Here is a 17,958-nt window from a genome sequence, read left to right as displayed (position 1 = left end):
GGGAGCCGTATGAGCAAGGTCGAGGAGTTCGAGGAGCTGCGGCCGCTGCTGTTCTCGATCGCCTACCGGATCCTGGGCAGCGTGGGCGAGGCCGAGGACGCCGTGCAGGAGACCTGGCTGCGCTTCGACGGCTCCACGACCCGGCCCGCGTCGACCAAGGCGTACCTGTCCGCCGCGGTCACCCGGATCGCCATCGACGTGCTGCGGTCGGCGCGGGTGCGGCGGGAGCAGTACGTGGGTCCCTGGTTCCCCGAGCCGCTCCTGAACGATCCGTACCAGGATCCGGCGCGGGCGGCGGAGCTCGCCGAGTCGGTGTCGATGGCCGCGCTCGTCCTGCTGGAGCGGCTCAGTCCGCTGGAGCGGGCCGTGTTCGTGCTGCGGGACGTGTTCGGCTTCGAGTTCGAGGAGGTCGCCGAGGCGGTGGAGCGGTCCCAGGCGGCCTGCCGGCAACTGCTCGTGCGGGCGCGGCGGCACATGCGGGCGGGGCAGCCGCGGTTCGCCGCGGCGCGGGAGGAGCGGGAGGAGCTGGCGACCCGCTTCTTCGCCGCGCTCAGCGAGGGCAACCTGGCCGGGCTGCGGGAACTGCTCTCCGCCGAGGTGTCGATGATCGGCGACGGCGGCGGCAACGCCCCGCAGCTGTCCAGGCCGCTCGCCGGTCCCGACCAGGTGTCCAAGGTGCTGGCGATGGCGTTCCCGCGGATGGCGGGGATCGGCGTGACGCACGAGACGTGCGAGATCAACAGCCGGCCCGGCGCCGTCTTCCGCGACCGGGACGGGCAGGTCGTCCACACGCTGTCCCTCGACGTGGTCGACGGGCGGATCGAGATGATCCGCCTCGTCGTCAACCCCGACAAGCTGCGCCACCTGGGACCGATGGCGGACATCTGGGCCATCGACCGCGCGACGCGGCACGCGCACCGGCTGCCGCGGGCGGAGCAGGCGGAGTAGGCGGAGTGCGACGGGAACGGCCCGGACCGTGCCGGGCTGCCCACCCTGATCGAGCGGACGACGGTCGCGCAGCAGCGGCGCGTCGCGCAGAAGCGGCGCATCGCCTAAGCGAACGCGTCCGGAACCGCTCAGTCGCGCGCGTCGTCGCCGCGTGCCGCCCGCTTCTCCGCCTGCTCCGCGTGCCTTTCCTTGATCCGCACCGCGTCCTTGCGCACCTCGGCCTGCGTGGCGCGCTCCTGGTGCAGCCAGCCGGGCTGCTCCTCCTTCAGCGCGTCGATCTGCTCCGTGGTGAGCGGCTCGGTCACTCCGCCGCGCGCGAGGCCCGCGATGGAGACGCCGAGCTTGGCCGCGACGACGGGGCGCGGGTGCGGGCCGTTGCGCCGCAGCTCCTGGAGCCACTCGGGCGGGTCGGCCTGCAGCGCGTTGAGCTCGCTGCGCGAGACGACACCCTCCTGGAACTCGGCGGGCGTGGCCTGGAGGTACACACCCAGCTTCTTCGCCGCGGTCGCGGGCTTCATGGTCTGGGTGGTCTGGTGCGACGTCATGGGTCCAGGGTATCGAGCATGTGCGCTGGTCCCGACCACGGCGGGTAGCCTGGCGAGGTGACAGGCTCGGAAGTATCCCCTTCGTTCCGGCTCGCCTACGTCCCGGGGGTGACGCCCGCCAAATGGGTGCGTATCTGGAACGAGCGGCTGCCCGACGTCCCGCTGACCCTCCTCACCGTGGCGGCCGCAGAGGCGCCCGACGTGCTGAGGGCGGGTGGCGCCGACGCCGGTTTCGTACGGCTGCCCATTGACCGTACGGACCTCAGCGCGATCCCGCTCTACACCGAGACGACGGTCGTCGTGACCCCGAAGGACCACGTCGTCGCCGCCGTCGAGGAGGTGTCCGTCGACGATCTCGCCGACGAGGTCGTGTTCCACCCGCTGGACGAGACGCTGGAGTGGGAGCGGCGGCCGGGCCTGCCCGCGTACGAGCGTCCCGCGACGACCGAGGACGCGGTGGAGCTGGTGGCGGCGGGGGTGGGTCTGCTGGTCGTACCTCAGTCGTTGGCCCGCCTGTACCACCGCAAGGACCTCACCTACCGTCCGGTGACGGGTGCCCCGGAGTCGCGCGTCGCCCTGTCCTGGCCGGAGGCCGAGACGACGGATCTCGTCGAGGACTTCATCGGGATCGTCCGCGGCCGGACGGTCAACAGCTCCCGGGGCCGCGCCCAGAACCCGCCGAAGGGCAAGGGCGCGGGCACGGACAAGGACGTGGCCAGGGCGAAGGCGGCCCGGGATGCCAAGGCGAAGCGGAAGCCGGGCGCGGGCGCGTCAGGAAAGCCGAAGGGCAAGGGCGGACAGGGCCAGGGGTCCCGCTCCTCCGGCACCCCGAAGCGCGGCAAGCCCCGCCGCCGCCCCTGACCGGAACCACCACGAGAAATCCGCCCCGGACCCGGTCCCACTCACCCCTAGCCCGCGCCACCGGCCGACCAGCCGCCCTCGACCCGGGCCACCGCCGACCAACCGCCCCTGGTCCGGCCACCGGCCCGTCCGCCCAACGCCCGCTCCGAACCCGGCCCCACCGCCCCGCCCGCCCAGCCCACCCCGCACTCTCACTCACCCCTCCCCACCCCCGGCACCACAAGCCCCGACTCGTACGCCGCTACCACCGCCTGGGTCCGGTCCCTCAGGGACAGCTTGGCCAGGACTCGGCTCACGTGGGTTTTCACCGTCTGCTCGCCGACGTGCAGGCGGGCGGCGATCTCCGGGTTGGAGAGGCCCTCCGCGACGAGTCCGAGCACTTCGGTCTCGCGCGGCGTCAGGGAGTCCAGGCGGGGTGCGGGCCTGCCCGTACGCGTGGGGCGGATGCGGGCGAACTCGGCGATCAGGCGGCGGGTGACCGTCGGTGCGAGCAGGCCCTCGCCCGCGGCGACCACGCGGACCGCGTCGAAGAGGTGCTCCGCGGTGACGTCCTTGAGCAGGAACCCCGCCGCTCCGGCGCCCAGCGCGTCGTACACGTGCTCGTCGAGGTCGAAGGTGGTGAGGATGAGGACGCGGGTGTCCGTCCCCGCCAGCCGGCCGGTCGCCTCGATGCCGTCCATCACCGGCATGCGGACGTCCATCAGGACCAGGTCGGGCCGCAGCTCCCGGCAGAGGCGGACCGCCGCCGCTCCGTCCGCGGCCGTTCCGACGACCACGAAGTCGGGTTGCGTGGCGAGCAGGCCCGCGTAGCCGGCGCGTACGACCTCGTGGTCGTCCGCGATGACGATGCGCAGGGGCAAGGGGGCCTCCGGGCCTGCGTCGGTCATGCGGGTTGCCTTCGTGCGCCACGGGGCTCCCCCGCCCGGGGCTCCCCCGCACCCTGGGGGTCGTTGGGCGCCGCCGCAGACGTCAGCGGAAACGACGCCTCGATCAGGAAGCCTCCCCCGCTCGCCGGGCCCGCCCGTAGCGTGCCGCCCGCCATCGTCGCGCGTTCCCGCATGCCGAGCAGGCCGTGGCCGGTGCCGTTATGCGTCGACGCGTGCGGGCTCGGCCCGTTGTCTCGTACGCGCAGCCGCAACGCCTCGGCGGCATAACGGAGTTCTACGTCGATGGCGGCGCCCGGCGCGTGCCGGCGTGCGTTGGTGAGGGCCTCCTGGACGATGCGGTACGCGGTGAGTTCGACGCCCGCGTCCAGGGGACGGATCGGACCCTCGACGATCAGGCGCAGCGCGCCGCCCGACGCGTCCCTCGCCTCGTCCACCAGCTCCCCGAGCTGCTCGATGCCCGGCTGTGGGCGGCGCTCCGTCGCGGTGGCGGCCGGGCCCGCGTCCTCGCGCAGCACGCCGAGCAGGCGGCGCATCTCCGTGAGGGCCGTGCGCGCGGTGTCGCCGATGGCCAGGAAGCGGTCGGCCCCGGCGGCGGGCAGGCCCGGGGTGGTGAGGCGGGCGGTCTCGGCCTGGACGGCGATCATCGAGATGTGGTGGGCGACGACGTCGTGCAACTCCCGTGCGATCCTGGCGCGTTCGCCGCGCGCCGCGTGCGCGAGCAGCGTGTCGGCGGCGGCCCGTTCGGTGGCGTCGTGGGCGAGTGCCGCGTCCCTGGCCCGGCGGGCGAGCCCGGTACCGGCCGCGGCGGCGGCGCCCGCGGCGATCAGCGCGGCGATGAGGCGGGAGCCGGTGTCGGAGCCCGCCGGCGCGGAGAGCGCGTACCCGACGAAGGGCAGCGGCAGGAGCACGGCGAGGGGTCTCGCTGCGTGCAGTCCGGCGCGGTGGAGAGCCAGGAGGACCGCGGCGAGGCCGGCCGCCGTCAGGACGTGGAACGGGGTGAGGGAGAGCAGACCGGCGGCGACGGCGGCCGTCGCCGCCGCGCCCACGGTCCGGCCGCGGGCATGCGGACGTCGGGGCGCGGCGAGGCCCGCGACGGGGGCGGTGGCCGCGAGGGCGAGGAACAGTGCCAGCGGCACGGGTACGCGGCCGTCCGCCCGCAGCAGGGCCTCGCCGACGGCCCCGACCGCGAGCAGCGCGGCGGCGGCGACCGGACCCTCGGGAGCCCCGGAGCGTCCATCGAGCCCGAGCCACCAACGGGGCTGCTTCCACACGGTGGTTGACGGCTTCACGGGGACCATTGTCACCGCCGGGGGCCACGCCGGAGTCCCCCGCGCGTGGGATACGACGACCCCCCGTCGCGTGACGACGTGCGCTCCCGGCATCCCTAGCCTCACGTCGTACGGACGGCATGGCATCGGGGGAAGGAGCACGGCGCATGGAAGCGTCCATCGACGTACGGGAGTTGCGCAAGCGGTTCGGGACGGTCACGGCGGTCGACGGACTCACCTTTCGGGTGGAGCCGGGACAGGTGACCGGGTTCGTGGGGCCCAACGGGGCGGGGAAGTCGACGACGTTGCGCATTCTGCTGGGGCTCGACGCCGCGGACGAGGGCGCCGCGCTCATCGGGGGGCGTCCCTACGGCGCGTTGCGCGCCCCGCTCCTCGAGGTCGGCGCGCTGCTCGACGCGGGTGCCGTGCATCCGAGCAGGCGGGGGCGGGACCATCTGCTGTGGATGGCGCACTCGCACCGCATCCCGGTGCGGCGCGTGGACGAGGTGCTGGAGCTCGTGGGGCTCGGCGGGGCGGCGCGGCGGCGGGCGGGCGGCTACTCGCTGGGCATGCGGCAGCGCCTCGGCATCGCGGCCGCGCTGCTCGGCGACCCGCCGGTGCTGCTCTTCGACGAGCCCGTCAACGGCCTCGATCCGGAGGGCATCCGGTGGATCCGTACGTTCCTGCGGGCGCTGGCCGCCGAGGGGCGGGCCGTACTCGTCTCCAGCCACCTCATGAGCGAACTGGAGGACACCGCCGACCACTTGGTGGTCATCGGCCGGGGGCGGGTGATCGCCGACACGAGCGTACGGGAGCTGCTCGCCGCCGCGTCGGGCGACCGCGTGGAGGTGCGCACCGGCGACCGCACGCGGGCGATGACGGTCCTCTCGACGGCGGGTGCGAGCGTCGCGGCCACCGGCCGGGACCTCCTCACCGTGTCGCGGCTCGACGCGGAGCGCGTCGTCGCGCTGCTCGGCGAGGCGGGCGTGCCGTTCTCGGGGGTCGCCGCGCACCGGGCGACGCTGGAGGAGGCGTACATGGAACTCACCAGGGACGCGGTGCAGTTCGCGGCGGACTCGGAGCCACAGTTCTCCCGCCCCTCTCCCGAGCCCGCGCCTCCCCGCGAGGGAGGTGCCCGATGAGCCTCCTCACTGCACGTCGTGACGGGTTCGTTTCCCTGCTGCACGCGGAGTGGACCAAGTGGCGCACGGTGCGCCGCTGGGGCATCACACTCCTCGGCGCGGTCCTGGTGACCGTCCTGGTGTCGCTGTTCTCGGCGCTCAGTTCGACGGCCGAGACCGCCCACGGCGGCGGGCCGCCGGGTCCCACCGGCGGCGAAGGGCAGCCCGTGCGGGACGGGTTCTCCTTCGCCCACCGCACTCTGACCGGGGACGGCAGCATCACGGCGCGTGTGTCCGTGCCGGCGGCCACGGGGTCCGGCGCCACGCCGGAGTGGGCCAAGGCCGGGGTCATGGTGAAGGAGAGCACCCGGCCGGGAGCCGACTACGCCGCCCTCATGCTCACCGCCCGCCACGGAGTGCGGCTGCAGAGCGGGTTCGTGCGGGACGTGGCGGGCTCGGCCGCCTCGCCCGGCGACGCGCGCTGGCTCCGCCTGACCCGTAAGGGCTCGACCGTCACCGGGTACGAGTCCCCCGACGGCCGCGACGGCCGCGACCGTCGTCACTGGAAGAAGGTCGGCACAGTCGACCTGGACGGGGCCGACAGCACCACCCCCGCCCCCGACGCCGTGGCGGTCGGCTTCTTCGTGGCGTCCCCCGACGTCCAGTCGCGCGAGCGGGAGTTCGGCAGCGCGTCCATCGACCAGCGTCCGTCGGTGTCGGCCGCGCGCTTCGAGGACGTGGCACTCGACGGGCGCGCGGCGCCGGCGGCCTGGCGGCACACGGACGTCGGCGGTGACCCGGCCCGCGCCTCGGGCGAACTCCGGCGCGCGGGGGCCGCGTTCACGCTCAGCGGCTCCGGCGACATCGGTCCCGCCCCGCCGCCCAACGACCTGGCCGTGATGGTCCTGGACGGCGCGCAGCTGGGCCTGGTCCTGCTCGCCGCGCTCGGCGTGCTCTTCGTCACCGCCGAGTACCGCAGGGGCATGATCCGTACGACCTTCGCGCTCAGCCCGCGCCGCGGCCGGGTTCTCGCCGCCAAGGCCGTGGTGATCGGCGCGGTGTCGTTCGCCGCGGGGCTCGTCGCGGCGTTCGTCGCGTATCTGCTCTGCGCGCCCCGGCTGCGCGGTGACGACACACCGCCGCTCTTCGGCGACATCTCCCTCGGCGACGGCCCGATGCTGCGTGCCGTCATCGGCACCGCCGCCGTGCTCGCCCTGGTCCCCGTGCTCGCCCTGGGGCTCGGTGCGCTGCTGCGCGGCACGGCCGCCGCGATCACGGTCGTCGTGGTGGTGTTCGTGCTGCCGTTGATCCTGCTCAGTACGTTGCCGCTCGACCTGGCCCACGCGGTGCAACGTCTCACGCCCGTCGCGGGGTTCGCGGTCCAGAACACGCTGCCGCGGTACGAGCAGGTGGCGACCGTCTGCCTGCCGGAAGAGGGCTGCTATCCGCAGGGGCCCTGGACCGGCCTCGCCACGCTCGCCGCGTACGCCGTCGTGGTGCTGGGCGCCGCGGTGTGGCGGCTGCGGAGGCGGGACGCGTGAGGGGTGGCCGGGGCGTCGGCGCCCTGCACGCCGAGTGGACCAAGCTCCGTACGCTGCCCAGCACGTGGTGGCTGCTGCTCGCCACGGTGGTGCTGATGGTCGCGGCGGGGCTCCTCACCACGGCCTCGCTCTCCGCCGCGGACTGTCCGGTGCCCGCCGAGTGCCACGAGGACACCGTCGAGCTCAGCCTCACCGGTGTGTGGGTGGGGCAGGGGGCGGTCGTCGTCCTCGCGGTCCTCGCGATGAGCGGTGAGTACGGGACGGGGACCATCCGTACGACGCTGGCGGCGGAGCCGAGGCGGGTGCGGGTGCTCGCCGCCAAGGCCGCGGTGGTCGGCGCGCTGACGGTGGCCGCGGGCGCGGTCGGGGTCGGAGCGTCGCTCCTCGTGGGGCGGGAGGTGCTGGCCGCGGACGGGTTCGCCGTGCCGGGCCTGACGGAGGGGCCGACGCTGCGGGCGGCCCTCGGTTCGGTCCTCTATCTGGCGCTGGCCGCCCTGGTCGGCCTCGGCACGGCGACCGCGTTGCGCGACACGGCGGCCGCGGCGACGACGGCCCTGACCCTGTTCTACGGCTTGCCGGTGCTCTCCGGGTTGCTGGCCGACGCCGACTGGCGGGAGCGCGCCGAGGAGCTGACGCCGTCGACGGCCGGGCTCGCGGTGCGGGCGACGGTCGGTGTGGAGCGGCTGCCGATCGGGCCGTGGGCGGGCATCGGGGTGCTCGGCGGCTACGCGGCGGCGGCGCTGCTGGTGGGGGCGCTGGTCCTGCGGGCGCGGGACGTGTAGGACGATCGGGATACGGGGAGGGGCCTCCCGCCGTCGTGGCGGGAGGCCCCTCGCGATGCCGTACTACGGCGACGTCAGCCCGGGACGGACGACGTCAGCCCAGGATCGACAGCGCCTGGTTGAGCGTCGCGGACGGGCGCATGACCTTGGCGGCCTTCTCCGCGTCCGGCTGGTAGTAGCCGCCGATGTCGGCCGGCGAGCCCTGCACAGCGATCAGCTCGTCGACGATGGTCTGCTCCTGCTCGCCCAGCGTCTTGGCCAGGGCCGCGAAGGCCTCGGCGAGCTGCGCGTCGTCGGTCTGCTTGGCCAGCTCCTGCGCCCAGTACAGGGCGAGGTAGAAGTGGCTGCCGCGGTTGTCGATGCCGCCGAGGCGGCGCGACGGCGACTTGTTCTCGTTGAGGAACGAGCCGGTGGCGCGGTCGAGGGTGTCGGCGAGCACCTGGGCGCGCGCGTTGCCCGTCTTCGTGGCGAGGTGCTCGAAGCTGACCGCGAGGGCGAGGAACTCGCCCAGGCTGTCCCAGCGCAGGTAGTTCTCCTTGACCAGCTGCTGGACGTGCTTCGGGGCGGAGCCGCCGGCGCCCGTCTCGAAGAGGCCGCCGCCGTTCATCAGCGGGACGACCGACAGCATCTTGGCGCTGGTGCCCAGCTCCAGGATCGGGAAGAGGTCGGTCAGGTAGTCGCGCAGGACGTTGCCGGTGACGGAGATGGTGTCCTCGCCGCGGCGGATGCGCTCCAGGGAGAACGCGGTCGCCTCGACCGGCGCCATGATCCGGATGTCCAGGCCCTCGGTGTCGTGGTCGGCGAGGTACCGCTCGACCTTGCCGATGAGCACGGCGTCGTGGGCGCGGGTGTCGTCCAGCCAGAAGACGGCCGGGTTGCCGGTGGCCCGGGCACGGGTGACGGCGAGCTTCACCCAGTCCTGGATCGGCAGGTCCTTGGTCTGGCACATGCGGAAGATGTCACCGGCGGCGACGGTCTGCTCGAGGACGACGTTGCCCGCGCCGTCGAGGACCCGCACGTTGCCCGTGGTGGGGATCTCGAAGGTCTTGTCGTGGCTGCCGTACTCCTCGGCCTTCTGCGCCATGAGGCCGACGTTCGGGACGGAGCCCATCGTCGACGGGTCGTAGGCGCCGTTGGCGCGGCAGTCGTCGAGGACGACCTGGTAGATGCCGGCGTAGCTGCTGTCCGGCAGGACCGCGAGGGTGTCGTGCTCCTCGCCGTCCGGGCCCCACATGTGTCCGGAGGTGCGGATCATGGCCGGCATGGAGGCGTCGACGATGACGTCGCTCGGGACGTGCAGGTTGGAGATGCCCTTGTCGGAGTCGACCATGGCGAGCTCCGGGCCCTCGGCGAGCTCGGCCTCGAAGGACGCCTTGATCTCCGCGCCCTCGGGCAGCGACTCCAGGCCCTTGAAGATGCCGCCGAGGCCGTCGTTCGGGGTCAGGCCTGCGGCGGCGAGGGTCTCGCCGTGCGCCGCGAAGGTCTTCGGGAAGAAGGCGCGGACCACGTGGCCGAAGACGATCGGGTCGGAGACCTTCATCATCGTGGCCTTGAGGTGCACGGAGAAGAGGATGCCCTCGGCCTTGGCGCGGGCGACCTGCTCCCCGAGGAACTCGCGCAGCGCGGCGACGCGCATGACGGAGGCGTCGACGACCTCGCCCTCGAGGACCGGTACGGACTCGCGCAGGACCGTGGTGGAGCCGTCGTCACCGGTGAGCTCGATGCGCAGCGAACCGGCCTCGGTGATCACCGCGGACTTCTCGGTCGAGCGGAAGTCGTTGGCGCCCATGGTGGCGACGTTCGTCTTCGAGTCGGCCGTCCAGGCGCCCATGCGGTGCGGGTGCGCCTTGGCGTAGTTCTTGACCGACGCGGGGGCGCGGCGGTCGGAGTTGCCCTCGCGCAGGACCGGGTTGACGGCGCTGCCCTTGACCTTGTCGTAGCGGGCGCGGGTGTCGCGCTCCTCGTCGGTCTTCGGGTCGTCCGGGTAGTCGGGGAGCGCGTAGCCCTGGCCCTGCAGCTCGGCGATCGCGGCCTTGAGCTGCGGGATCGAGGCCGAGATGTTGGGCAGCTTGATGATGTTCGCCCCGGGCGTCTTGGCCAGCTCGCCGAGCTCGGCGAGGGCGTCGGAGATGCGCTGGCTCTCCTCCAGACGCTCGGGGAAGCTCGCGATGATGCGCCCCGCGAGCGAGATGTCGCGGGTCTCCACGCCGACACCGGCCGTCGAGGCGTAGGCCTGGACCACCGGCAAGAACGAATGGGTCGCCAGGGCCGGGGCCTCGTCAGTGTGGGTGTAGATGATGGTCGAGTCAGTCACCGGGTGCTCCGCTCCGCGTCTGCAACATTGCTCGACATCAAGATATCTCCTACCCACCCCCTTACGGACAGTGCCTTCCGGTCCGTTCTTCGTAGACAGTGTCTACGCGATGTAGTAGACAGTGTCTATGACCGAACGGGATGATCAGGAGGCCGGGCTGCGCGCCCGGCTCGTGGACGTGGGCGTCGAGCTCGTGGCGGAGCGGGGGGTGCAGGCGCTGACCCTGCGGGAGATCGCGCGCGGGGCCGGCGTCTCGCACGGTGCGCCCCGGCGGTACTTCCCCACGCATGTGTCGCTGCTCTCCGCCATCGCGCGGCGGGGCTTCGGGGAGCTGGCCGTCGAGGTGGCGAAGGCGGTGGGCGACGGTTCCGACGACGACGCCCGCGTACGGCTGCGCGCCCTGGGCCGCGCCTACCTCGACTTCGCCGCGACCCACCGCGGCATGTTCGAGCTGATGTTCCGCCACGACCTGCTGGAGAGCAATCAGCTCGGCCTGCGCGAGACCAGCCTGCCCCTCTTCGACATCCTGGCCGGCCTGGTCGCCGAGGCCCGCCCCGCGTCCGCCGCCGGGGCGCGGGTCGTCGCGGGCGCGCTGTGGGCGAACCTGCACGGCATCGCGCAGCTGTGGGGGTGGGGGAGCCTGCGTCTGGCGACGGGCGAGGACGACGTGGAACCACTGATCGCGGCCGCGCTGGACGCACACCTCGGGCCGGGTGCTTCGTGACCGCGGGTATGGGGGCATCGGAGGCCTGGACCACGGAGGGGTCGGCCACGAAGAGATCGGCCGCGGAGGGCCGGAGCACCCGCGTGCAGCGCCGTCTCACCCTCGCCTGCAGCGTCCTCGGCGCCATGGTCGTCGCCCTCGACGGCACCGCCCTGACCGTCGTCCAGCCCGCTCTGCAACGCGACCTCGACGCTTCCTTCGCGCAGGTGCAGTGGACGAGTACCGGCTATCTGATCGCCGTGGCGAGCCTGCTCGTCTTCGCGGGGCGGCTCGGCGACCGGTACGGGCACGGGCGGCTCTTCGCCGTCGGCACGCTCGGCTTCGCGGCCGCGTCGGCGGGGGTCGGGCTCGCGCCCGGCGTCGGCTGGGTGATCGCGCTGCGCGTGGCCCAGGGGGTCTTCGGGGCGCTGCTGCAGCCCGCGACGCTCGGGATGCTGCGGGCCGCGTTCCCTCCCGACCGGCTCGGAATGCCGATCGCCCTCCGAATGAGCGCGATCGGCCTCGCGGCGGCCACCGGACCACTGGTCGGCGGGGCGCTCGCCACGCAGTTCGGCTGGCGCTCGGTGTTCTTCCTGAGCGTGGTGCCCGCGGTGGTGATCGGCGTACTGGCGCTGGTGGTGCGGGTACCGGCGGCACGCCGGGAGGCTCCCGCGCCCGGGCTCGACCTGGCCGGCGCGGGGCTGCTCGCGGTGACGCTGGCGTGCTTGGTGCACACCCTGGTCACCGTGCCGGAGCGGGGGTGGACGACGGCGGCCGTGGCGGGCATCGCGGTGGCGGCCCTCGCGGGAGGCGCGTTCGTACGTCACGAGAGGCGTGCCGCGAGCCCGCTGGTGCCGCCGCGCCTGCTCCGCTCGGCCGGGGTCGGCGCCGCGCTGGGCATCCTGGTCGCGGCGTCCGCCGCCATGTTCGGGGCACTCTTCGTCAGCACGTACTTCATTCAGGACGTCCTCGGCCTCGACCCGCTGGACTGTGCGCTGAGGGCGCTGCCGCTCGCCGTGATGATGGTGGTGAGCGCGCCGCTCGCGGCGGTGGTGCTGCGCGGGCAGGGACCCCGCCGGACGATCACGGCGGCGATGACGGCGCTCGCGGCCGGGATCCTGGCCCTGTCACGCCTGGACGCGGCGTCCGGGCCGGTGGCGACCGGTGCGGGGTTCCTGCTGGTCGGGGCGGGGTTCGGCACGGTGATGGTCGCCGCGACGGCCGTCGTCGTACGCCATGCCCCGGTGGCCGACGCGGGGGTGGCCGGGGGCCTCCAGCAGACGGCGATGAACGTGGGTCCCACGGTGGGGATCGCCGCGGCGACGACCCTGATGACCGCCCTCGCGCCGCGTACGGGGGGACGCGGCTCTCTGTGGCCGGACAGCGCGTTCCTCTCCGCGATGCCCCCCACGCTCATGACGCTGACGGCGGTGGCCGCGCTGGGCGCTGTGGCGGCGACGAGACTGCCGCGACGGAACGCGACACGGCCCGAGCGCGTGACGCCGGGGGCGGCGTAGGGCGTAGGGCGTTGGCGGGGCGTCCCGCGTCCCGCGTGCCGCCCGGCCCCGCTCACCCCCGCGTCCCCCCGGCGCCCTCCTCACCTCTTCGCGCCCAACACCTCCTCCACCATCCGAAGCGCCGCCCGCGCCTGGCGGAGGTGGGTCTCCTCGCTGTCGAGGCGCAGGGTGAACGCCGCGGCGGTGACCGCCGTCGTGCCGTCCGGGGTCACGCCTCCCTCGCTCACGTAGCCGAGGCTCGTGCCGCCGTGGAACCAGAGGCCGTCCTCGCGGCCGGCGAGGGGGCGGGAGGCGATGCCGAGGCCGTAGCGGACGCCGTCGGCCGGGATCCAGTCGCTCACCGGCACCGTCGACTTCATCGCCGCCAGCTGTGCCGGGCGCAGCAGTCGGCCGCCCAGGAGCGCCCGCAGGAAGATGCCGTGGTCGTGTGTCGTCGAGATGAGGCAGCCGTCCGCTCCTCCGCCGAAGCCGAGCGTGGTCTCGGTGGGGCGCGTCTCCTCCGGGAAGTAGGTGTAGCCCGTCGCCGTCGGGCGCGGCACGTACGACGAGGTCCCGGGGATGAGCGTGTGGCGCAGGCCGAGCGGTTCGATGATGCGCTCGTGGACCTCCTGGGCCCAGGGGTGCCCGGTGACCGCCTCGACGAGCATCCCGGCGACGACGTAGTTGGTGTTGGAGTATCCCCAGCGCCGCTCCTCCGCCGGGTCGTCGGCGTCGGGCAGCCACTGCGGGGGCTTGGCGAGGGCCACCGCCAGCTGTTCCTGCGGGGACTGCGGACGGAAGCGGTTGCGCCGGTACGCGTCGGGGGTGAAGTCACCGCTCTCCGCCGTGATGTATTCGTTGAGGCCGCTCGTCTGGCGCAGCAAATTGGTGACGGTGATCCGGCGCCCGTCGTTGCCGTGCGCGCGGATCGCGCCGGGCAGCCAGCGCTCCACGGTGTCGGTCAGCTTCAGCCGTCCCTCTTGGACGAGCTGGAGGACGACGGTCGCCGTGTACGTCTTGGTGTCGCTGCCGATGCGGTAGTACGCGCCCCACGGCACCGGGCCCTTCGCCGGGGCGTCGAGGTCGCTGACTCCTGCCCGTGCGGTGGTGCGGCCGCGTGCGTCCTGCACCTCGGCGAGGACGCCGCTCGCCCCGGTGGCGCGGATGGCGTCGACGCCGCGCTGGAGGGCTCGTCCACGCGGGCCGTTCGGGGTACGCGGGGCGGCGGCCGACGCCGGGACGCCCGCCGTCCCCGCGAGAAGTGCCGCCGCGGCCGCCGTGAGGCCCGTGCGCCTGCTGATGTCGGTCATCGGGTCTTCTCCGTCTTGGGGGCCGTCTTGGAGGCCGTCTTCAGGTTCGGCTTCGCGCAGGTGACGTCCGCCGTGGGCAGCTCGCCGTCGCGCAGGTACGTGTTCACGGCGTCGTCGGCGCACGGCACCGGGGTGAGCCCGCCGCTGCCGCGTCCGTAGACGCCGTGCGAGCGGATGTCCGCCGTGACGAGGCGGGATCCCTTGAGCTTTTCGTGCAGGGCGAGAGCACCCTCGTACGGGACGTTGTTGTCGTACCTGGCCTGGAGCAACAGGACGGGCACGTCGTTGCGGATCCTCGTGCCGGGCTCGCGGGGCTCGGTCCCCCAGAACGCGCAAGGAGCGATCATTCCGTTGACGTACGGCCCGAAGACCGGCTGCGTGGCGCGGCTGCGCTGCATGTTCTTCCAGTACGTGGCCGCGTCCTTCGGCCAGCCGCCCGCCGGCCAGCCCCCGTCGCCGCACATGAAGATCGCGCCGCCCGCCATGCTGTCCGCCAGCTCGGGCGACGAGAGGAGGTCGAGGAGTCCGCTCAGCGCGGGCCCCGGCTCGAACTCCTCGCCCGCGGCGGCCTTCTTCAAGTCGTCGACGACGCTGACGAGTTGCGGGTCGTACTCCTCGTGCTGCACGAGCTGCTTGAGGAGGAGCCGCAGCAGCGGTGCGTTGAGGCGGACGTCCTCGACCGGGATGGGGTGCCGCTCGGCCCGCGCAAGGAGCTTCAGGACGTCGGAGCGCACATGACCGCCGAGCCCGTCGAGCGCCGCCTCCGCGGGCGCGCCCGACCGCTGGAACAGTTCGTACTGCGTGGCCGCCGGATCGGTGGAGGAGTCCAGGACGATCCGGTCGCTCCGCCGCGGGAAGAGCTGGGTGTAGACGGCGCCCAGGTCGGCGCCGTACGAGATGCCGTAGTACGACAGCTTCCGCTCGCCGAGCGCCGCGCGGATGGCGTCCATGTCGCGGGCGACGTTCCGGGTCGAGGCGTGCGGGAGCAACTCGGCGTTGTCGCCGTGCTCCTGGCACCTGCGCGCGGTGTCGCGCGCCGACCGCACCGAGTCCTCGAAGTCACGGCGCGGGGTGGTGTTCGGGGCGGGCGGCGTGGGCTCGGGGGCCTTGCCGCAGGTGACGGGGGTGCTCTCGCCGAGGAAGCGCGGGTCGAAGCCGATGAGGTCGTACCGGTCGGCAACATCCTTCAACGCGGGGCGCAGGGCGAGGCTGTTGGCGAGCCCCGTGCCGCCCGGGCCGCCGGGGTTGGAGAGCAGGATGCCGCGCCGCTCCCCCGGCGACTTCGCCCGGATACGGGAGACGGCGATGTCGATCGTGCGGCCGCGGGGGTCCGCGTGGTCGAGGGGCACGGCCACCTTCGCGCACTCCGCACCCGCCTCGTTCAGCTCCTGCTGGCCCTGGGAGCAGGGACCCCAACTGATCGTCTGCCGGGGGGCCTTGGGCGAGGCGGACCCGGAAAGGTCCGCGGCCGCCCCCGGGCCCGCGAGCAACCCGACGAGGCCCAGGCCCGCGGTGACTGCTGACACGACGCGCATCGTGCTCCTTGGTTCGGTGGGAAGTGATCACCACGTTAGGAACGCGCGCGCCGCCGGACCATCGGGCTACCGGGCCGGACCACCCGGGGGAAATCCCCCGGTCCCCCGTACGCCCCTCGCCTTGACCTGGAGTCCGCTCCAACTCCTACTGTCGTCGGCGATCACCGGGTCACCAGGCACATCCAGGAGGTACCACCATGACCAGCCTTCCCACCCGCCGCCTCGGCGCGCTGACCGTCTCGGCGCAGGGCCTCGGTTGCATGGGGATGAGCCACGGCTACGGCGCGTCGGACGACGCGCAGTCCGTCGCGACGATCCACCGCGCCCTCGACCTCGGCGTCACCCTGCTCGACACCTCCGACTTCTACGGCAGCGGCCACAACGAGGAGCTCATCGGCCGCGCCCTCGCGGGACCCCGGCGCGAACAGGCCGTCGTGGCGACGAAGTTCGGCTTCGCCAACCGGCTCGGCGAGCCCACGCTCATCCGCGGCGACGCGGCGTACGTACGGCAGGCCTGCGACGCGTCGCTGCGCCGCCTCGGCGTCGACCACATCGACCTGTACTACCAGCACCGCGTGGACACGACCGTGCCGATCGAGGAGACCGTCGGCGCGATGGCCGAGCTCGTCGCGGCGGGCAAGGTGCGGCACCTCGGGCTCTCCGAGGCGGGCGCGCGGACCCTGCGGCGGGCGCACGCCGTGCACCCCATCGCGGCGCTCCAGAGCGAGTGGTCACTGTGGACCAGGGACCTGGAGGCGCAGATCGCGCCGGTCTGCCGCGAGCTCGGCATCGGCCTCGTACCGTTCTCGCCGCTCGGGCGGGGCTTCCTCACCGGCCGCTACACCTCGGTCGACGGGCTCCCGCAGGACGACGTGCGCCGCACCCAGCCCCGCTTCGCGGCCGGCAACCTGGAGCAGAACCTGTCCATCGTGGAGACCCTGGACACGCTGGCCGCCGAGAAGGGTGTCACCGCGGGGCAGCTCGCGCTCGCCTGGGTGCAGCACCGGGGCGCCGACGTCGTGCCCATCCCCGGCACGCGCCGCGAGAAGTACCTGGAGGAGAACCTCGGCGCGGTCGCGATCGAGCTGTCCGCCGACGAGCTGGCCGCGATCGACGCGGCCGCGCCCACGGGCCGCGTGGCGGGCACCAGGTACGACGAGCGCAGCCTGGCCGTCGTCGACAAGTAGACAAGGCATCCCGAACAGGCGGACACGGAGGCAAGTAGCCTGCACGTATGACCGCGCCACCGCCGTCGGACCTCACGTTCCGCCCCGTCCCCGACGTGCTCGCCCACCTCGCGGGCGAGTGGCACGTCGAGCGCACGGTCCGTGACCTCGCGGACGGCTCCGAGGGCCGCTTCACCGGTACGACGCGTTTCGCGCCGCTGCCCGCCCCGGACACCGGCGGCCTCCTGCACCACGAGTCCGGCACGTTCACCTGGCACGGTGTGGCGCGCCCCGCCGAGCGCACGCTCCGCTTCCTGCCCGGCGACGGGCCGGGCACGGCGCGCGTGGAGTTCGCCGACGGCCGCTTCTTCCACGACCTCGACCTGCGCACGGGCCGCTGGACGACGGACCACCCGTGCTCGGCCGACCTCTACCGCGGCGCGTTCGAAGTGGTCGACGCGGACCGCTGGCGCAGCCGGTGGCGGGTGGGCGGCCCCGCGAAGGACCTCCTGCTCGTCACGGAGTACCGACGCGCACCATCCACTCCTCGGGCGCCGGAAGGGCCGTGAAGCCGACCTTCTCGTAGACGCCGTGCGCGTCACCCGTGGCGAGCAGCGTCCTGCGCAGCCCGAACGGCTCCAGGTGCGCGCAGACCTCGGTGACGAGCGCGACGCCGATACCCTTGCCGCGCGCCTCCGGCGAGACGTACACGTCGCAGAGGTAGGCGAACGTGGCACGATCGGTCACCACGCGCGCGTACGCGACCTGCTCTCCCGAAGCCTCGTCGTACACCCCGAAGTTGAGCGACCCGGACATCGCCGTGTCGTGCTTGTCCCGGGGACGTCCGATGGCCCAGTACGCGTCGGTGGAGAGCCAGTGGTGCACGCGGGCGACGTCGATACGAGCGACGTCGGCGGATATCTCGTACCCGTCGGGTAGCGTGGCGCTTTCGTTCATACGGCCGAGCCTGGCAGCCGCGACGCCGCGGCGTCGACCGTATATCACCAGGTGGACGGTCAGATGGCGGGGATCTCGGAGGCGCTGCCCGGCGGGTGTCGGTCCGAGGAGACCGACCGCGTGCTGCGGGCGGCCGGCTGGCATCCCGGGCGGTCCGTGCCGACGGCCGAGTGGGAACGCGTCCTGCACGAGCGCGGCGGCTTCGCGATGCATGAGGCGGCACGGCGCTTCCTCGCCGAGTTCGGCGGGCTGGCGAGCGAGGAGCGGGGCCCCGGGCGGACGATGGCCCGCACGGGCTTCCGGCTCGACCCGCTCGCCGCCGAATGGGACGACGAGATCTTCGACGTGCTCAGCGAGGAAGCCGGGGCGTATCCGTATCCCGTCGGCGAGGCCGATCGCCGCAGCACCTACCTGGGGATCGCGCCGGACGGCAAGGTCTACGCCGGTATGGACAGCGTCACCCTGCTCGCCGAGACCGCCGACGTGGCGTTGGAGAAACTCATCGAGGGGATCCGGTGAAAGCG

The 17,958-nt window shown here is 73.5% G+C and carries 17 protein-coding genes; 10 read left to right on the top strand and 7 right to left on the bottom strand.

Annotation, left to right across the window (positions count from 1 at the left end):
* Positions 1-9 precede the first annotated feature (9 nt).
* Positions 10-948, top strand: a complete 939-nt coding sequence (locus DEJ48_RS32255; RefSeq protein ID WP_150219691.1) for an RNA polymerase sigma-70 factor — start codon at positions 10-12, stop codon at positions 946-948.
* A gap of 128 nt (positions 949-1,076) precedes the next feature.
* On the opposite strand, the gene DEJ48_RS32250 is transcribed toward DEJ48_RS32255, so the two are convergent.
* Positions 1,077-1,493 (bottom strand): DUF5997 family protein, encoded by a 417-nt coding sequence (locus tag DEJ48_RS32250; RefSeq protein ID WP_150219690.1) that lies wholly within the window; start codon positions 1,491-1,493, stop codon positions 1,077-1,079.
* Positions 1,494-1,550: 57 nt separating this feature from the next.
* On the opposite strand from DEJ48_RS32250, the gene DEJ48_RS32245 reads away from it, so the two are divergent.
* On the top strand, positions 1,551-2,354 hold the full coding sequence (locus DEJ48_RS32245; protein ID WP_150219689.1) for a LysR family substrate-binding domain-containing protein: 804 nt from the start codon (positions 1,551-1,553) through the stop codon (positions 2,352-2,354).
* A gap of 191 nt (positions 2,355-2,545) precedes the next feature.
* On the opposite strand, the gene DEJ48_RS32240 is transcribed toward DEJ48_RS32245, so the two are convergent.
* Both DEJ48_RS32240 and DEJ48_RS32235 read right to left on the bottom strand, forming a co-directional pair.
* A complete protein-coding gene (locus tag DEJ48_RS32240) occupies positions 2,546-3,241 on the bottom strand; it encodes a response regulator (protein WP_150219688.1) in 696 nt (231 codons plus the stop codon).
* Positions 3,238-4,530 (bottom strand): sensor histidine kinase, encoded by a 1,293-nt coding sequence (locus tag DEJ48_RS32235; protein ID WP_223832272.1) that lies wholly within the window; start codon positions 4,528-4,530, stop codon positions 3,238-3,240. The genes DEJ48_RS32240 and DEJ48_RS32235 overlap by 4 nt, the downstream gene beginning before the upstream one ends.
* 146 nt (positions 4,531-4,676) lie before the next feature.
* Here DEJ48_RS32235 and DEJ48_RS32230 point away from each other — a divergent pair, with 146 nt between their 5' ends.
* From DEJ48_RS32230 to DEJ48_RS32220, 3 genes are read left to right on the top strand one after another with little or no spacing between them, the layout of a single operon-like run.
* Positions 4,677-5,651 (top strand): ABC transporter ATP-binding protein, encoded by a 975-nt coding sequence (locus DEJ48_RS32230; RefSeq protein ID WP_150219686.1) that lies wholly within the window; start codon positions 4,677-4,679, stop codon positions 5,649-5,651.
* Positions 5,648-7,171 carry an ABC transporter permease subunit gene (locus tag DEJ48_RS32225; protein WP_150219685.1) on the top strand — a complete coding sequence of 508 codons (1,524 nt, stop codon included), beginning with the start codon at positions 5,648-5,650 and terminating at the stop codon, positions 7,169-7,171. The genes DEJ48_RS32230 and DEJ48_RS32225 overlap by 4 nt, the downstream gene beginning before the upstream one ends.
* Complete coding sequence (locus tag DEJ48_RS32220) at positions 7,168-7,953, top strand: ABC transporter permease (protein WP_150219684.1); 786 nt, start codon at positions 7,168-7,170, stop codon at positions 7,951-7,953. The genes DEJ48_RS32225 and DEJ48_RS32220 overlap by 4 nt, the downstream gene beginning before the upstream one ends.
* Before the next feature lie 94 nt (positions 7,954-8,047).
* On the opposite strand, the gene DEJ48_RS32215 is transcribed toward DEJ48_RS32220, so the two are convergent.
* A complete protein-coding gene (locus tag DEJ48_RS32215; protein WP_150219683.1) occupies positions 8,048-10,267 on the bottom strand; it encodes an NADP-dependent isocitrate dehydrogenase in 2,220 nt (739 codons plus the stop codon).
* 127 nt (positions 10,268-10,394) lie between these two features.
* On the opposite strand from DEJ48_RS32215, the gene DEJ48_RS32210 reads away from it, so the two are divergent.
* Positions 10,395-10,991, top strand: coding sequence for a TetR/AcrR family transcriptional regulator (locus DEJ48_RS32210; protein WP_150219682.1), 597 nt, complete (start codon positions 10,395-10,397; stop codon positions 10,989-10,991).
* Between the two features lie 8 nt (positions 10,992-10,999).
* Positions 11,000-12,487 (top strand): MFS transporter, encoded by a 1,488-nt coding sequence (locus DEJ48_RS32205; protein ID WP_150219681.1) that lies wholly within the window; start codon positions 11,000-11,002, stop codon positions 12,485-12,487.
* An 80-nt stretch (positions 12,488-12,567) separates the two neighbouring features.
* Here DEJ48_RS32205 and DEJ48_RS32200 read toward each other — a convergent pair whose 3' ends face one another.
* Together DEJ48_RS32200 and DEJ48_RS32195 are read right to left on the bottom strand one after the other, a co-directional pair.
* On the bottom strand, positions 12,568-13,776 hold the full coding sequence (locus tag DEJ48_RS32200; RefSeq protein ID WP_150219680.1) for a serine hydrolase domain-containing protein: 1,209 nt from the start codon (positions 13,774-13,776) through the stop codon (positions 12,568-12,570).
* Entirely contained in the window at positions 13,773-15,311 is a 1,539-nt protein-coding gene (locus DEJ48_RS32195; protein WP_150219679.1) for an alpha/beta hydrolase, read from the bottom strand. The genes DEJ48_RS32200 and DEJ48_RS32195 overlap by 4 nt, the downstream gene beginning before the upstream one ends.
* A 197-nt stretch (positions 15,312-15,508) precedes the next feature.
* Here DEJ48_RS32195 and DEJ48_RS32190 point away from each other — a divergent pair, with 197 nt between their 5' ends.
* Positions 15,509-16,498, top strand: a complete 990-nt coding sequence (locus DEJ48_RS32190) for an aldo/keto reductase (protein ID WP_150219678.1) — start codon at positions 15,509-15,511, stop codon at positions 16,496-16,498.
* 47 nt (positions 16,499-16,545) lie between these two features.
* Positions 16,546-17,046, top strand: a complete 501-nt coding sequence (locus tag DEJ48_RS32185) for a DUF6314 family protein (RefSeq protein ID WP_150219677.1) — start codon at positions 16,546-16,548, stop codon at positions 17,044-17,046.
* Here the strand turns inward: DEJ48_RS32185 and DEJ48_RS32180 are convergent.
* On the bottom strand, positions 16,994-17,434 hold the full coding sequence (locus tag DEJ48_RS32180) for a GNAT family N-acetyltransferase (protein WP_150219676.1): 441 nt from the start codon (positions 17,432-17,434) through the stop codon (positions 16,994-16,996). The genes DEJ48_RS32185 and DEJ48_RS32180 overlap by 53 nt on opposite strands.
* 63 nt (positions 17,435-17,497) lie before the next feature.
* Between DEJ48_RS32180 and DEJ48_RS32175 the strand changes: the two genes are divergently transcribed.
* Positions 17,498-17,953, top strand: a complete 456-nt coding sequence (locus DEJ48_RS32175) for an SUKH-3 domain-containing protein (RefSeq protein ID WP_150219675.1) — start codon at positions 17,498-17,500, stop codon at positions 17,951-17,953.
* Positions 17,954-17,958: the final 5 nt, after the last annotated feature.

The sequence above is a fragment of the Streptomyces venezuelae genome (genome assembly GCF_008642315.1).
Lineage (GTDB): Bacteria > Actinomycetota > Actinomycetes > Streptomycetales > Streptomycetaceae > Streptomyces > Streptomyces venezuelae_D.
The sequence above is the reverse complement of the archived record's forward strand: the minus strand, read 5'-3'. Positions and strand labels throughout refer to the sequence as shown.

Excerpts from the sequence above, each read along its gene's own strand:
- DEJ48_RS32225 (WP_150219685.1), top strand. The coding sequence starts at position 5,648 with ATGAGCCTCCTCACTGCACGTCGTGACGGGTTCGTTTCCCTGCTGCAC.
- DEJ48_RS32180 (WP_150219676.1), bottom strand. The coding sequence starts at position 17,434 with ATGAACGAAAGCGCCACGCTACCCGACGGGTACGAGATATCCGCCGAC.
- DEJ48_RS32210 (WP_150219682.1), top strand. The coding sequence starts at position 10,395 with ATGACCGAACGGGATGATCAGGAGGCCGGGCTGCGCGCCCGGCTCGTG.
- DEJ48_RS32230 (WP_150219686.1), top strand. The coding sequence starts at position 4,677 with ATGGAAGCGTCCATCGACGTACGGGAGTTGCGCAAGCGGTTCGGGACG.
- DEJ48_RS32190 (WP_150219678.1), top strand. The coding sequence starts at position 15,509 with ATGACCAGCCTTCCCACCCGCCGCCTCGGCGCGCTGACCGTCTCGGCG.
- DEJ48_RS32185 (WP_150219677.1), top strand. The coding sequence starts at position 16,546 with ATGACCGCGCCACCGCCGTCGGACCTCACGTTCCGCCCCGTCCCCGAC.
- DEJ48_RS32250 (WP_150219690.1), bottom strand. The coding sequence starts at position 1,493 with ATGACGTCGCACCAGACCACCCAGACCATGAAGCCCGCGACCGCGGCG.
- DEJ48_RS32255 (WP_150219691.1), top strand. The coding sequence starts at position 10 with ATGAGCAAGGTCGAGGAGTTCGAGGAGCTGCGGCCGCTGCTGTTCTCG.
- DEJ48_RS32195 (WP_150219679.1), bottom strand. The coding sequence starts at position 15,311 with ATGCGCGTCGTGTCAGCAGTCACCGCGGGCCTGGGCCTCGTCGGGTTG.
- DEJ48_RS32240 (WP_150219688.1), bottom strand. The coding sequence starts at position 3,241 with ATGACCGACGCAGGCCCGGAGGCCCCCTTGCCCCTGCGCATCGTCATC.
- DEJ48_RS32200 (WP_150219680.1), bottom strand. The coding sequence starts at position 13,776 with ATGACCGACATCAGCAGGCGCACGGGCCTCACGGCGGCCGCGGCGGCA.
- DEJ48_RS32205 (WP_150219681.1), top strand. The coding sequence starts at position 11,000 with ATGGGGGCATCGGAGGCCTGGACCACGGAGGGGTCGGCCACGAAGAGA.
- DEJ48_RS32175 (WP_150219675.1), top strand. The coding sequence starts at position 17,498 with ATGGCGGGGATCTCGGAGGCGCTGCCCGGCGGGTGTCGGTCCGAGGAG.